General features: G+C 28.5%; 12 protein-coding genes. 10 read left to right on the forward strand and 2 right to left on the reverse strand.

The features are described 5' to 3' along the window. Positions 1 to 4: 4 nt before the first annotated feature. From EI71_RS00610 to EI71_RS00625, 4 genes are all read left to right on the forward strand, one after another. Positions 5 to 2770, forward strand: coding sequence for a cation-translocating P-type ATPase (locus EI71_RS00610; protein WP_119015307.1), 2766 nt, complete (start codon positions 5 to 7; stop codon positions 2768 to 2770). A gap of 24 nt (positions 2771 to 2794) precedes the next feature. Then, on the forward strand, positions 2795 to 4339 hold the full coding sequence (locus EI71_RS00615; RefSeq protein WP_119015308.1) for a hypothetical protein: 1545 nt from the start codon (positions 2795 to 2797) through the stop codon (positions 4337 to 4339). 94 nt (positions 4340 to 4433) lie between these two features. Beyond that, a complete protein-coding gene (locus EI71_RS00620; RefSeq protein ID WP_162849625.1) occupies positions 4434 to 7292 on the forward strand; it encodes a UvrD-helicase domain-containing protein in 2859 nt (952 codons plus the stop codon). Between the two features lie 4 nt (positions 7293 to 7296). Then, positions 7297 to 8163 (forward strand): hypothetical protein, encoded by an 867-nt coding sequence (locus EI71_RS00625; protein WP_119015310.1) that lies wholly within the window; start codon positions 7297 to 7299, stop codon positions 8161 to 8163. A 33-nt stretch (positions 8164 to 8196) separates the two neighbouring features. On the opposite strand, the gene EI71_RS00630 is transcribed toward EI71_RS00625, so the two are convergent. After that, complete coding sequence (locus EI71_RS00630) at positions 8197 to 9636, reverse strand: FRG domain-containing protein (RefSeq protein ID WP_162849626.1); 1440 nt, start codon at positions 9634 to 9636, stop codon at positions 8197 to 8199. Between the two features lie 194 nt (positions 9637 to 9830). On the opposite strand from EI71_RS00630, the gene EI71_RS00635 reads away from it, so the two are divergent. Further along, positions 9831 to 10568 (forward strand): hypothetical protein, encoded by a 738-nt coding sequence (locus tag EI71_RS00635; protein ID WP_119015312.1) that lies wholly within the window; start codon positions 9831 to 9833, stop codon positions 10566 to 10568. A gap of 84 nt (positions 10569 to 10652) precedes the next feature. On the opposite strand, the gene EI71_RS00640 is transcribed toward EI71_RS00635, so the two are convergent. Beyond that, a complete protein-coding gene (locus EI71_RS00640; RefSeq protein ID WP_119015364.1) occupies positions 10653 to 11021 on the reverse strand; it encodes a desulfoferrodoxin family protein in 369 nt (122 codons plus the stop codon). A 311-nt stretch (positions 11022 to 11332) separates the two neighbouring features. Between EI71_RS00640 and EI71_RS00645 the strand changes: the two genes are divergently transcribed. The 5 genes from EI71_RS00645 to EI71_RS00660 all read left to right on the forward strand — a co-directional run bounded on the left by EI71_RS00645 (position 11333) and on the right by EI71_RS00660 (position 15039). Beyond that, on the forward strand, positions 11333 to 11578 hold the full coding sequence (locus EI71_RS00645) for a DUF3781 domain-containing protein (RefSeq protein WP_162849627.1): 246 nt from the start codon (positions 11333 to 11335) through the stop codon (positions 11576 to 11578). A 160-nt stretch (positions 11579 to 11738) separates the two neighbouring features. Continuing rightward, entirely contained in the window at positions 11739 to 13247 is a 1509-nt protein-coding gene (locus EI71_RS00650) for a hypothetical protein (protein WP_147387539.1), read from the forward strand. Between the two features lie 102 nt (positions 13248 to 13349). Next, positions 13350 to 14534, forward strand: coding sequence for an exonuclease domain-containing protein (locus tag EI71_RS00655; protein ID WP_119015315.1), 1185 nt, complete (start codon positions 13350 to 13352; stop codon positions 14532 to 14534). Between the two features lie 35 nt (positions 14535 to 14569). After that, complete coding sequence (locus EI71_RS10070) at positions 14570 to 14734, forward strand: hypothetical protein (protein ID WP_162849628.1); 165 nt, start codon at positions 14570 to 14572, stop codon at positions 14732 to 14734. Between the two features lie 74 nt (positions 14735 to 14808). Next, a complete protein-coding gene (locus tag EI71_RS00660) occupies positions 14809 to 15039 on the forward strand; it encodes a helix-turn-helix domain-containing protein (RefSeq protein WP_162849629.1) in 231 nt (76 codons plus the stop codon). Positions 15040 to 15156: the final 117 nt, after the last annotated feature.

The raw sequence follows: 15156 nt of genomic DNA on the forward strand, positions 1-15156 counted from the left end.
GGCTATGGAAGAGAAAAAGTTATTTGAATGTTTGAATAAAGAAGAAGTATTAAATACTTTATCAACAAATATTGAAAATGGTCTATCAGAAGAAGAGGCTAAAAAAAGATTAGAAAAATATGGTGAAAATGCCTTAAAGGAAAAGAAAAAGGATGGTCCTTTTAAGATTTTTATATCTCAATTAATGGACCCTATGATTTATGTATTATTTGCAGCAATTGCTGTTACGATTGGTGTATCTATATATGAAACAGTTAAGGTATTAAAGGCAGGAGAGGCATTCAATTTCTTTGAAACAGGAGATTGGCCAGATGTTATTATTATCCTATTAGTAATATTAATGAATGCCATTATTGGTACTATTCAAGAGATTAAAGCAGAAACATCTTTAGAGGCATTAAAGAAGATGTCTAGTCCGGAATCTACTGTCATTAGAGGTGGCAAAAGATTTAAGATTAAATCCTCTTTATTAGTTCCAGGGGACGTTGTAGTCATTGAAGAAGGAGATACCATTGGTGCAGATTTAAGATTAATTGAGGCAGTAAACCTTAAGGTAAATGAATCCTCTTTAACTGGTGAATCTGTTCCTGCAGAAAAAGATGCAGATGTTGTATTTACTGATTCTGTACCTCTAGGCGATAAAGCAAACCTTTGTTTTATGTCAACAACAGTAGCCTATGGTAGAGGAATTGGTGTTGTTGCATCAACAGGTATGGCAACTGAAATTGGTAAGATTGCAGAAGGCTTAACTGAAAAGAAGGAGGAGATGACTCCTTTACAGAAGGTTTTAGCAAATCTTTCTAAGATTTTAGGCTTAATTACACTAGCTGTAGTTGCCCTTGTATTAATTGTTGAAATTATTTGGATTTTTATTGATGGATCTGGTTCTGAGATTGAGGCATATATTGAAGCAGTATTATCTGCAATTTCTTTAGCAGTAGCTGCAATCCCAGAAGGACTTGCTGCAGTAGTTACAATTGTATTATCCTTAGGTGTTCAAAGAATGGTTAAGGCAAATACTATTGTAAGAAAACTGCCTTCTGTTGAAACATTAGGTTCTGTAAGTGTTGTATGTAGTGATAAGACTGGTACATTAACACAAAATAAGATGACTGTATTAGAAGCATATGTTCCTGGTATTCTTTATAAAAGAGAAGATTTTAAGGAAGGACATACAGATAAGAATTTAGTATTACTTGCTAAAGGAATGTCTTTATGCTCTAACGCAACTGTAGATGAGGGCTTATATGGAGACCCTACCGAAATTGCGCTTGTAGTATTTGCGAACGATTTTAATTTACATAAATCCAAGCTTGAGGCTGATTATCCTAGAGTAGAGGAATTACCATTCGATTCTGTAAGAAAGCTAATGTCTACACGTCATGAATATGAAGGTAAATCCATTGTGTTTACAAAGGGAGCATTAGATTCTATTACAAAGCGTGCAACAAAGATTTTAGATAATGGTAAGGAAAGAGATATTAATGATTCTGATATAAAGGCTATTTATGAAAAGAATCAATATTTTGCAGATAAGGCATTAAGAGTATTAGCCTTAGCTTATCGCTATAAGGATGATATAGAAGAAGATCAATTATGCTATGTTGGTATGGTTGCAATGATTGACCCAGCTCGTCCTGAGGCAAAGGATGCAGTAGCTAAGTTTAAAACTGCAGGCATTACTACAGTAATGATTACAGGAGATCATAAGGATACTGCATTTGCAATCGCAAAAGAATTAGGTATTGCAGAAGACATTAGCCAGTGCTATACTGGCGAGGATGTTGATAATATGAGCGAAGAGGAGCTAAAGAAATGCGTTGAAACTGCAAGAGTCTTCGCTAGAGTATCACCAGAAAATAAAGTTTCTATTGTTAAAGCATTTAAGGCCAATGGTCATATTGCTGCAATGACAGGTGATGGTGTTAATGATGCTCCATCACTAAAAGCTGCAGACATTGGTATTGCAATGGGTATTACTGGTACTGATGTTGCTAAGGGTGCAGCAGATATGGTATTAACGGATGATAACTTTGCATCTATTGAAAAGGCAGTTGAAGAGGGTAGATGTATTTATTCGAATATTAGAAAGACAGTATTATTCTTATTATCTTCAAATATTGCAGAAGTTATTATGATGTTTGTATTAATTTTAGTTGGTATGCCTGCTCCTTTAATTGCAATCCATTTACTATGGGTTAACCTAGTAACAGATTCCCTTCCTGCAGTTGCACTTGGTATGCAGCCAAAGGAAGATGGATTAATGAATGAAAAGCCAAGAAACCCACACGAAGGAATCTTCGCTAATGGTGGTATGCTTACAACATTACTATATGGTGCAATATTGTCCATTTCTGTTATTATTGCATATTTCATGCCTGCATTAATGAATCAGGATTTATTACAGGCATATGGTGGAAATGTAAAAGCTCTATATAGTGCTAAGGAAAATGCTGGCATTTTGGCTCAGGCTAGAACTATGGCATTCATCACTTTAGCATTCTCTGAATTAATGCATATGATTGGTATGTCTGATGTTAAGCATTCCTTCATCCATGTATTTAAGGATAAGAACTGGATGATGGCACTTGCCTTTATAGTAGGTATTTCACTTCAGATTTTTGTTGTTATGGTTCCTGGTGTTAATCAGGTATTTAAAACAAGCCAATTATCTATTTCTGAGTGGTTAATTGCATTAGGATTATGCTTAATACCACTTGCTATACATGAATTCTTAGTTCTTGTATGGCATAGAAATGTCAAAAAGTAGTTTTAAAATTGGGAGAGAGAACTTATGACAAACGATGTAATTTTAAAATATTTGAAAGATGAAAACTATGATAAATTAATGAAGGAATTAAATGATGCTTTACAATTTGATACATTTAATCCTGCATATCATTATTATTTGTTTTTAGCTAAAAATAAGGGATATTTAAATGTGGATTATAATAATCCAATCGATCCGGATTTATTAGATAAAGCATTAGATTTGGATTTGACAGATGTCATTGATAGGGAGCATTATTTCTTTTCGATGCTACCATTAAAGGAAAGAATTATCTTTGCTTATGCAAATTATATGGATGAGGATGCAATAAATAAAGTTATTTCATCTAGTGCAATTAAGAATTCTAAGCTTTTCTATAATAGTAAAGAAATTAGAACATTATATGATTATGCAATGGATATAAAGCTTGAAAAGCAAATGCTTCTTACAGGTAAGGTTATTTTAAGCTTTATAGAAAATAGAGTCTATGAAACTCCTGAAGAATTAAAATTTAAAGCTTCCTTACAAGAAATTGTTGAGCATTTTGAAAATCATCTATTTACAAAAATTACAAATGAGAAATCTAGATTGGCTAAAGATGATGATGTAGCACCTTTAGTTAGTGAAGTAAAAATAGATGAGGTTACTATAGCGCCAAATATTGAAAGTGTTAAAGTAGAAGAACCTAAAGATGATACTATAGTTATAGAATCTAAAGAAGAAATCAAGGTAGAAGAACCAAAAGTAATATTTAAAGAAGAACCAAAGGAAGACTCAAAGGAAAAGTCTTTAAATATGGATGATTATTATAGGGCAAAAAGAGAATCATTTGTGTCTAATTATGACTATTTGAATGAGGATAAGAAAAAGGTTGTATTACCTAAAAATCAAAAAAAGGAAGAGTTTATGCCCAAAAATAGAACATTCTTTGGACTTTTCTTCCCATTTGTATTTGTAGGATTTTGGGTATTTATTGTAATATTCATTATTAACTCAAATAAGAATGGAAATCCAGTAGTTGCAACTGTATTTCTAATTGCTTATTCTATAATTGGAGTATTCTCTTTATTCTTTGCAAGAAAAAAGATTTTAAAGGGTCTTGCTGCAATTTATATGTCTATAGAAGTAGTAATCCTTGTTTTAGGAATTACTTTTTCACAATTAAATCAAATTGGCTATACCTATCCAATTGATAATGGACACTATTCTGAACAATCTCGTAATCCTAAAACAGTACCAACAATTATTTGTAAAACAAAAGCTTCAAGATTATATCCTGGTGGAGATAATCATTTGCTTTATTTAGATCTTTATTTAGATTCATCTTATGAAGGAACTTCTATAAATCAAGTTAAAGGAACTTTTGCTATTGTAGATAGTCAAGGAAATATATTTGAAAGTACAGCTTATATTTCTACTCAAAATATAACTACGGTATCCTTTTATATAGATACTATATATATACAAAAAGCATATTTTACGATGAATGGAATTATATATTCAGATTACATGGTTGTAAGTGGTTTATCTATAAAAGGAGAAATAGAAATATATTATAATTGTGAATAAATGACACTTCTAAAAGCCGATTCATCGGCTTTTTCTTTGCCATAAAATTTAACTATGGTATAATATTTATTAGATTTAAGAAACAGGTGTAATAATGAAATTCTTTAATAAAGACAAAAAAGTGGAAGAGAATAAAATAAAAACCTATAACGAAGATGGCTATGATAGTGAAGGCTATGATATAAGTGGATATGATATCTTTGGTTATGATAGGCTAGGCTGGAATAAGGAAGGCTATAACAAAGAAGGCTATGACCATGATGGCTATAACAAAAATGGTTATAACAGGGATGGCTTTGATAGAGATGGCTTAGATATGTATGGAATGAATATCGATGGTTATGATAAGCTAGGCTATGATAGATTTGGTTATAACAAGGAAGGCTATAATAAAAATGGCTATGATAAATATGGCTATAATAAAGAAGGATATAATTCACAAGGCTATGACAAGGAAGGCTTTAATAAGGAAGGTCTTAATAAAGATGGATTAAGACGCGAGGATATAAAAATTAAAGCTTATGATGAATTTGGTTATGACCAGGATGGGTATGATAAATATGGCTATAACAAAGAAGGCTATAATAAGCGTGGCTATAATAAGGAAGGCTATGATAAAGAAGGTTATAACTCTTTAGGCTTTAATAAGGATAATATTCACAAGAATGGTACATTGTATGATGAGGATGGCTATAATAGAGAAGGCTTTAATAAAAATGGCTATAACCGCTTGGGCTATGATAAGAATGGAATCCATGAATCTTTAGCCCCAAGGATTAAAGAATTTAAGCTAGAAGCGAAAAAAAGCTTAGGTAAATTAATTTACCATGAAAAATATGGTGAAGGGAAAATTACTTCTATTACACCTAAATCCGATTTTAAAAGTGGTTATGCAAAGGTTGAATTTGCTCACGGAATAAAAAAAGAATTCATTTGGCCAGATGCTATTGGTAATTTCTTAACCTTAGATAGTCTTATTAAAAAGGATGATTCTTTATTAACTTATAGCGAAAAAGAATTTAAAAAAGAAAAAAAATACCTATCTAAGGTATTAGATTATTGTAATTCAAATCAAGAAAAAGAATATAAAGCTCCAATATTAGTTAGAGATAATTCTTGGAATAATCCATATGATGATGATTATGATTTCCAAGATACAGAAAACCATTTTTATAATATTTCTATGAAGGATTATTGGAATAAGGTATCCTTATCTCCATTCTTTGGAAGCTTTATCGATAAGAATGGTTTAAAATATATTGGAAAAGAAGAAATACCAGGGCTTGTATATGACTGGAGAAGTAAGGATGCATCTACATATTATGTATATAGATCCTTATTAAATTCTGATTTAGAAATATCTTTAGTTAGAAATCATACCATTGAATATAAAAGATATAAATCCTTCATTGATTTATTTAATAAAGAATATCCAAATAGTATTACTTTAGCTACAGAGGATGAGTATTTATCTAGAATCTTAATAGATTCAAGATTAACAAAGGAAACTCATGATATTATCAATTCTATTCAAAATAAGCAATTTGAAATTATTTCTAATTTAAATAATGAAAATATCTTAGTAAATGGCTGTGCTGGTTCTGGTAAAACTATGGTTTTATTCCATAAGATTGCATATATGGCTTTTAATCTAGAAAAGTTTAATCCTAGCGAAGTATTAGTAATATCTTCTAATATTTTACTTAAAAGAGAAGGAGATTTACTTGCTAAAGAATTAAAACTAGATAAGATTAGAAATTATAGCCTAGAGGAATTTTATGATTCTTGTATAGATTCTATAATAAAACCTAAAAATATCACTATAGATTATTCCTTTAAAGAAAACAATGAGAAGGCTATAAATCTTTATAATGATAAAGCCTTAAAGCCTATTATTTTGGCATTTAAAGAGTTTTTAAATGATTGGGGTAATATTACTCAAGAATACCAAAAATCTTTAAAAAGAAAAGAAGAAATATTTAAGGATTCTAATTATTTAGATGAGGTATTAAATCTATTTAAAGATATTCCTTTCATGAATTTATTAACGGAATTTAATACCTTAGAAATCAAAAGAATAAAGGATTTATTTAAGGATTCTATAGAATATAATGATAATGGTTCTATAAAAAAGAAATATAAGAATTCTATAGAATTTAAGGAATTATTAGAGAAAGATTCTACTATATTAAATAAAGCCTATGCATATATGAATTATAAGAATGAAATTAAGAATTATAATTTATATAAAGAAGGAAAATTAAATGAATTTATAGTTCCTTTAGCTTCTTATTTCTTAAATAAAGAAATTAAATATAGCTATAATCCACTAGATTATAAATTCTTAATTCTTTATTTAATTAAAGATTATATTAAGGATTATCCATTCACAAATAGAATATTTATTGATGAATATCAAAATTATTCTTTAGTTGAATTTAATTTATTAAAAGAATTATATCCATATGCCACATTTAATTTCTTTGGTGATATCAAACAAAGAATAGATGCATCTGGTATTAAATCTAGCTTAGAATTACCATTTATTTGTAAATCTTATGAGCTTAATGTAAATTATAGATCTGCAAAAGAGATATGCTGGTATTTAAATAAGAATTATGATACCAATATGGTACCTATTGGTATAAGTGGTATTGCAGAAGAAAAGGACTTATCTGAAAAATTATATATTGATGAAGAAAATGATAGATGTGCTTTAATTGTTAAAAGCTTAGAATATACAAAGGAATTAAAGGCTAAGGATAAATGTAAATTCATCAATATATTAAATAAAGATAAGATGGATAAGAAATTTATTAACATTTTATTAGTAGATGATGTAAAAGGTCTTGAATTTGAAAAGGTTTATGTTTATCCTAAAGGTATGAGCAAAGAAGAGGAATACTTAGCTTCCTCTCGTGCTTTAAGGCATTTAGTAATGTTAAAGGGGTGATATCTTGGCTGCCCATATTGAAAGTTTAAAAGATTTAGAAGGGATTTATAAATACAATGATTGTGATTTATATAAGCTTGGAAAAGAATTTCCAAATCTAGATGATGATATAAGAAATTTAAATGTGTCTGATAACACATTTAAAAGATGGAATGAAGAATATGTATCTAAGCATATTGAATTATTTAATCCTAAAAATGAAAAAGCAATTGCTTATTTAAAAAGAGATATCTTCTTAAATGTAGATTATTCCTATACCATTTTACTTTTTGATTGCTTTAAAAGAATTTTAGATATAGATGCTATAGAAGCTTCTGAAAAGCTTGAATACCTATTAGATATTCATTTTAGCTTATATCCTGGTAAGCAAGAGCCATTTACTGGCTTTATGGGTCTTGCAGTATATAATAAGGATTATGATAGATTAAATGAAATGAGAGATATCTATATCGACTTATTATTAAAAGCAAAACCAAAGGATGGTATAGATTCTTATAAGATATTCATTATATTCTCTTTAGCATATGATTTAGATTATCATCTTGATGATGTAAATAAAAAATATGCCTTAAGAGCTTCTAAGGCATTTGAGGAAGATTTAGATGATGGAGAATCCTTATGGCCTATGGTATGCTATTTAACTGGTATAGCAGTAGAAGAAAACTTTAAAAATGCGTATAGAGCATTAAAACTTACTTACGATAAATACCATGAAATCAGCGATGATTTCTTAAATTATTTAGCATTTATTAACTATATAGCAAAAAGAAATTATACCGTAGATGATGTATTAAAACTAGAATCATTATCTAAGGCAGAACCAATGCCAGAATTATCAGAAAAAATTGGCTTATATCCAGGTGAAATGTAAAATAGCTCCCAATCGGGAGCTTTTACTTTTATATTACTTATATTTGTCTATTATATAGCTTGCAGAATGAGCTAAGTCTGGTAGCATTGTAGAATCATTAATGCCTACATTCGCAAGCTCTTTAAAGATACCAGCTTTATTTTTAATAATGATACGAGGTAAACCTGTTAATGTTCTTGAAGAGAAAATCGGATCATATAAATCTCTTTCATTGTTTAAATAATTACTATCTAATCCAAAAAGAATAAATCCACCAGACTGCATACGAACTCTATCATTAATGAATCCAACCTTAACAATTCTAGGTATCATTAGGTTTGAAAAATAGAAGCTATTATAATTATTTTTTTCAGCAGATACTAAACTAATTAATCGTGCGCAGGATTCTATTTCTGATTCTTTTATTGAGCTAAAAGGGAATCGTTGATTTAAAGTTTTATAAGTTTTATTAATTCCCATTCTATATTCTAAAGGACTTATATTGGGTATTATTTCCTTGTTGAATATATCTTCAATATTTTCATTATTAATCTTCTTTAGCACATTCATAATTGCATTCTTATCTTCATTTCTTATTTTGGCTAGATTAGCTAAATAAGATACACTAACCATATCGCTATCGTATATACAATTTTTGTGTGAGAAATAAACTATTATTTCTCCATACTCTTTTTGTTGATTATCCCCAGTATATATTTTATTTGTTGCCATATATAAGGCTACTAAAGGATTAGTAGTTATATCTAATAGTCTTGTTTTTAATTCAAAATGCTGCATATCGGTTAATTGTTCAATTGCAGAGTGTCCATTAAAATGATTTGGATGTCTTTGAATCATTTCCTTAACCATTTTATCTTCATTTTCACCATTTTTAATTCTAAAAACTGCAGCTTGTTCAGGATATATTGGTGTACTTACCCCACGAAAGAAGACGTCTGTAGGATTATTCTCATAAGACTCGATGATACTTAAATATTTGTCTTTTCTTTTGTCCCCAGACTCATTTATAATAGTTTTAATTTCAGTGATTGCCTTTTGATATTTTGAATCTCCAGATAGGATCTTTTTTCTATACTCTATAGATTCCAAATTCTTAAGTGTATCGCTGAATTTATCTTGTATTAATTTGTATATTTCGGATGTTAAAGTAAGATCTACATACATTAATTTTATAAAGGTATCTAAGTATCTATAAAAATTTGTCACATTAATATATTGTGATAAGTTTGATACTTCGAATGTTAAACTTTGTACAGGACCATCATCTGTTATATTTATATATTCAGCAGATTTCAAGAATTCATCTCGTTTTACCTCTTTAACGAATATTTTTTCATTATTAAATCTTACAGAACCATCCTTAAGAAAGGATAATTCCCTGTATGAATAATGTTTATTTTCAAATTCTGGTTTTAGCTCAAAATCTGTTATTTCAGCTTCTTTGTTGCTGCTATTAGTGTAATAAAAACCCATATTTAATTTTCCCCCAATTCATTCAATCATTATAATTATAGTCTATTAATAAAAAAACAAAAAGAATTTAAAACATATTTCTAAAAAAAGTTTTATTTCATATATTTGTATTCAAGTTTTTATGGTTAATATTGAATATATTCTAGATTTTGTGGTATTATATATGCGGTTTCTTAAAAATGGGAGGGATTAATATGAAAAAGAAATTATTTGGTATTTTTGCATTATCTGGAGTTTTAGCTTTAGCAAGCTGTGGAAGCAAGGCTAGCGATAGAGATACTTTTGTAACTGTATGTGAAAAAGTAGTAGATACAATGCAAATTAAAGAAACTAAGCTTACAAGCTTAGAAACTTCATTAGATGAATTTAAAGTGTTAGATGATTATCAAGAATTAACAATCGCAAAGACAATGATTCATTTTGTTGAATTGTTATATAAGAATGAAAGTTATCCTGTAACAGATAAACCTGTATATATAACTGGTAATTATGTTAAGGAAGGTAAAACATTACAATATAACGAAGAATATATCAAATCTAGCTTTAATAAAGAAAAGAATAATGTTGAAATTGAATTTTTAGGATTTTCATCATATACAGATGCAAACTTTAAAAATACAAAACCAGCATATTTCCGTTTATCTGTAGATTATGATTTTGAAAAGAATGATGTTAATACATATAGCTTTTATCTAGGTCAAGTAGAAGCTGAGGAAGCATTAGAGCTAATTATTTATGAAGTATATAATGGAACAGATATTTATAGCTTAAAGGATTATAGCACTATAAAAGGAGAAATTACATCAAACTATATGGATGGATTTAAAACTTTAGGTCAAGAAACTATTGGTATAGAATTATCTGGAGATTATTCAGCTGAATACATTAAAGCTACTGACGATATGTTAGGCGATAATTATTTTGGGGAATAGTAAATTGGGAATGGGCGTGATTCATATATGAATTCACGCCTTTAATATAAGAAAAAAGGAACTGTTGAAGTTCCTTTTCGTCTTTTAAGCCTTCCATAGACCATGTAAGTTACAATATGCGTATACAGCCTCTACCTCATCGCCATCACAAATAGAGAAGCAAACAAAAGGTTCGTCTCCTGGCTTTAAAGCTTTTCTTTGGTTACCATACTTTGTTTTTAGGCTTACCCATTCAATATAGTGTTCAGGAATCATTGGGTGATCAATAGAACCAATTCTTACCTTAACCTTACCATCTTTAACTTCAAAGGATGGTACATGCTTTTCAAGTGAAGCATCAACAGAACATGGAATAATTTCTTCCATAGCTTCACCACAACACATCACTGGGACACCAGTCTTTTTAACGATTGCGACAATTTGTCCACAATGCTTACAACGATAAAATTTCATTTCCATAGCAATAGCCTCCTGTAGATTTATTATAACATTATTATTTTAAAAAAGTCTATTATATAATCAAACTGGATAGATAAAAAATAGAACAAATGACTTTATTATAGTATGAAAATTAAATATTATGGAAGAATAACAACTAAGTCTTATATTAACAGTGAAATTGTTAAAAAAATTTTAAGAAAGTGTTATCTTACTCTTTTCTTTTTGAAAGACTTAAATTATAATACTTTGGAAGAATCCTTCAATTCATTACTCTCTCTCCCATTAGAATTGAAGGATTTTTTCTTTATAGGGGGAATTTTGTTATGGAAACAACAAATTTATTATTACAAAATATAGATAAAATACATACAACAACAATGGGTATAGATAGAATTAAAAAGAATCTAAATTTAGATGTGTTGGATGTTGTAGATTATATAAAAAATATAATATTGGATAAGGATTGTATTATTTATAAGAATGGAAAGAATTATTATTGTGAAATAAATAATATACGCATAACTATTAATTCATATAGCTATACAATTATTACTGCACACAAGATGTGAGTTTTTAATATAGGATGAATTATCTTTCAATATCTTTATTAAATAGCTTTATTATGTGAGATTTTTAATCTAATCTTTTTATCTGTGATAGCAAATTCCCAAGTAGAAGGACAACTTGGGGATTTTATGCTATACTTAGAATAGTTAATTGATGGGTGATATGATGAAATATGGTTATGTTAGAGAATTGAATGCAATATTACTAGATAAGTATAATGAGAATGAATATGGATTGACTTTCGTTGATTATTATATGTTTCAAATAACATCTTTTGGGTTATCTCTATTTAGAGAACTTAACCTAGATAATCAACGCATTAGCTTATCACAGGCATTTGATGTTAGATGTATAATTGAAGCACTTGCAGTTTTAAGAATGTATGACAAAGAAGAAATGCCAGAGTATGCTTCTGATCTATTAAGAAGTAATCAATTCATATGTGAATATAGAACCTATAAAAAATATCCAAAACTACATGGTATTACCTTTGATTTAGAAGAAATGGAAAGGAATTATAATGATGCGGTTTCCTATTATCGTGAGAAAATAGGTACGGATATTTCATCGAAAGATTTTAAAAAAATAATAAAAGGAAAATTGCCACATTTAATGGAGGATTATTCGTACTATTCCTTAATAAGTATGTATTGTCCTGAATTCGTAGATACATATCAACACTTGAGCGTTATATTACATCCATCTGAAATTGTTACCAATTTCTGCTATTTGGAAATAGAATCTGTTATTGATATATTAGGCAAAATATTTGATGCAATTACTGAATTAATTGAAAAATACTATCCCAACATTATCCCTTCTTATGAGCATAACTGGGAATATGAATGTGAATATTGCTTTGGTGATGGAACTAACTATAGTCCTTTAGTTATTGCAGGTAAACCTCAATTAATGCTTATAAAAGAACTTACATTAAAAATACATGAAGATTTAAAACTGCCTGATGGCGAAGTGTGCTTACCTGAAGTTTTCTTTGGAAGAGTATATGAAGAACTTGAAAGTATTTTATATGATAAAGCTTTTGGCTTTTCAGAAATAATAAAATCAAAAGTAAAACCAATCTTTGAATTGTTTGCCACATTCCATTATTCTTTAAAACAAGGTGAAGGAAGTCTAATTTTAGATTTAATGCAATATTATACAATAATAAATTATTTAAAAGTTAAGAATGAACCTTTTGAGGACGAATTAAACAAATCATATGAAATTTACAAAAAACAATTCAATAGTGAAATCACTTTGGATAAATATACTGACTTAATAACTAAAAATTTTATGCCTGTATATTTGGGCTATGAAGACATTAAAGGATTTGTTTTTGAAATGATAGATGATTTAGTTATAGATATACTTCATCAAAAGGATTCGTGTAAAATGCTTTATGAGGAAAGTCAATGTCTTTCACATGGTAATGGTTATGTTCTTTCATCAAATGTTGGAGCATTCCTTGACTCTGATTCGGCATGTAAGTCAATTGATGTATTGTTATTGGCATTATTTAAAGAATATGCTGAAATAGTTAAAAAAAATAATCTGCCTAAGAAGTTGAAATATGACATAAAATCATTGTTAAAAAAATATGAGATTATTCATACTACTATATTATATGAAGAACTGACATTGAAACCTCTCATAAAAAAATTAGGATAGCATCATGTGTAAAAGCATGATGCTTTTTTTGAACCACTGGTTCATATTTTTTTTGTTTATCTAAATATATAATTAAGATGAAATTACGAGGAGGATAAAAGTATGAATTTATTGTTTTTCGATTTAGAATATGCAACATCTCGTGGTGGTAAACCTAAAATATGTGAATTTGGTTATGTAGTTACTGATGAAGGTTTTAATGTCGTTAAAAGAGGTAATTTTATTATTAATCCTAATATTGAAAAAAGTGAATGGGATTGGAGAGTCGTAAGAAAGATACTTACAAGAAAAGTATATGAATATGAGAAACAAGCTGATTTTTATTTTTTTTATAAAGAGATTAATAATCTTATAACTAATGCTGATATAGTATTAGGTCATTCTTTAAATGGTGATGCTAAAGCATTAAATTTTGAATGCAAGAGATATGGACTGGATAGTTTAGATTTTACATTTTATGATGTTAAAAATTTCTATAAAGAATATAATAATACAACAAAGGATACTTCGGTAACTAATATTTTAAAATCCTTTAACTTAGTGGGAGAAGAAAAAGAACATGATGCTGAATCAGATGCATTTAATACAATGCTTGAGTTGAAGGCTATGCTAGAATCATTAAATTTATCAATCACTGAATTGATAGAACTTTGTCCTTCAGCAAAAGATAAAAATGAAAATTATGTTGTTGAATCAATTGAAGCATCTAGGCTAAAGAAGAGAGCAAAATTTGAATCAATATTAAAAGATAATACATTTGTGAAACATAGTTCAAAGGGAAGGTTATTATTACAGTTTTTAGATAATGTTCAACCTATGGATGTTTGTCAACAAACATTAGCAGGATTAAGCTTTTCAATATCAATTAATTATGAAGAGAACCATTATAGACAGTTACTTAATATAATTCAAATTTTATCTAATTTAGGTGCAAAGTATGTTTTAAAAGCTTCCACAACAGATGTCTTTGTGACTTATGATACATTTAATGAGGATGGAAGCATAAAGCCATGTTCTAAAGCTAGATATGTAAAAGAAGCAATAGATGCAGGGAAGAGTATCAAAGTAATATCTTTTGACGAGTTCTTAGAAATGATCGGTCTTTCTGAAAGTCAATTGGATGATCTCCCAATGGTATCATTCGATTGTTTATATCGAGAAAATGCCATTATAAAAGATAGAAAGATTACAAACTTATTAAATAAAAAAGAAGATAATAAAAAAAGTATTAACCATTTTAGCACTACTATAGGAGATTTATTTGGCGATATTCTAGTTGGATGCTAAAGGATAATTTTATAAAGTAAATAGGAGTATTGATTATGAAATATGTATATTCAGAAGAATATGTGTTGATGAGATTAAAAAAATTGAAAGAAAAAAGTCATGATGAGATAAATACAACATCATTTGATTTAAACTATTTGGTTGAATTATGTAACAAGTATAACTTGTCGTTGGATTTCTTTGTTATTGTGGAAAAATAATTTTCATGATAAAATAAATTTGTTAGTCATAAGTAGTGGGTCGGTCTGTGCAATGTCATAAGGAGGACATGAACATGACTAATGAAAACACAAAAACTCTATCTGTTGAAAATATCGGTGGTAATCTACTTAGATTGCGTAAAGAACATAAGTTATCTAGAGAGAAATTCGCAGAGCTTATTGACGTAAGTTCTAGAATTGTCTATGACTATGAAGATGGTTTTAAAACCCCTTCACTAGATACTCTTGTCCGTATTGCCAACCTATATGGAGTAACTTTGGATGACATCTTACGTTCTGCGTAAGATGTTATTTTTTTGAACTAAAGGTTCATTTTAATTGAATAAAATGTCTATTATAATTTAGTTGTAATTCAAAAGTACTAGTTTTGTCTTTGGATTAACATATAGATATGTTAAAAT

Source organism: Anaeroplasma bactoclasticum, assembly GCF_003550015.1.
Taxonomy (GTDB): domain Bacteria; phylum Bacillota_I; class Bacilli_A; order Acholeplasmatales; family Anaeroplasmataceae; genus Anaeroplasma; species Anaeroplasma bactoclasticum.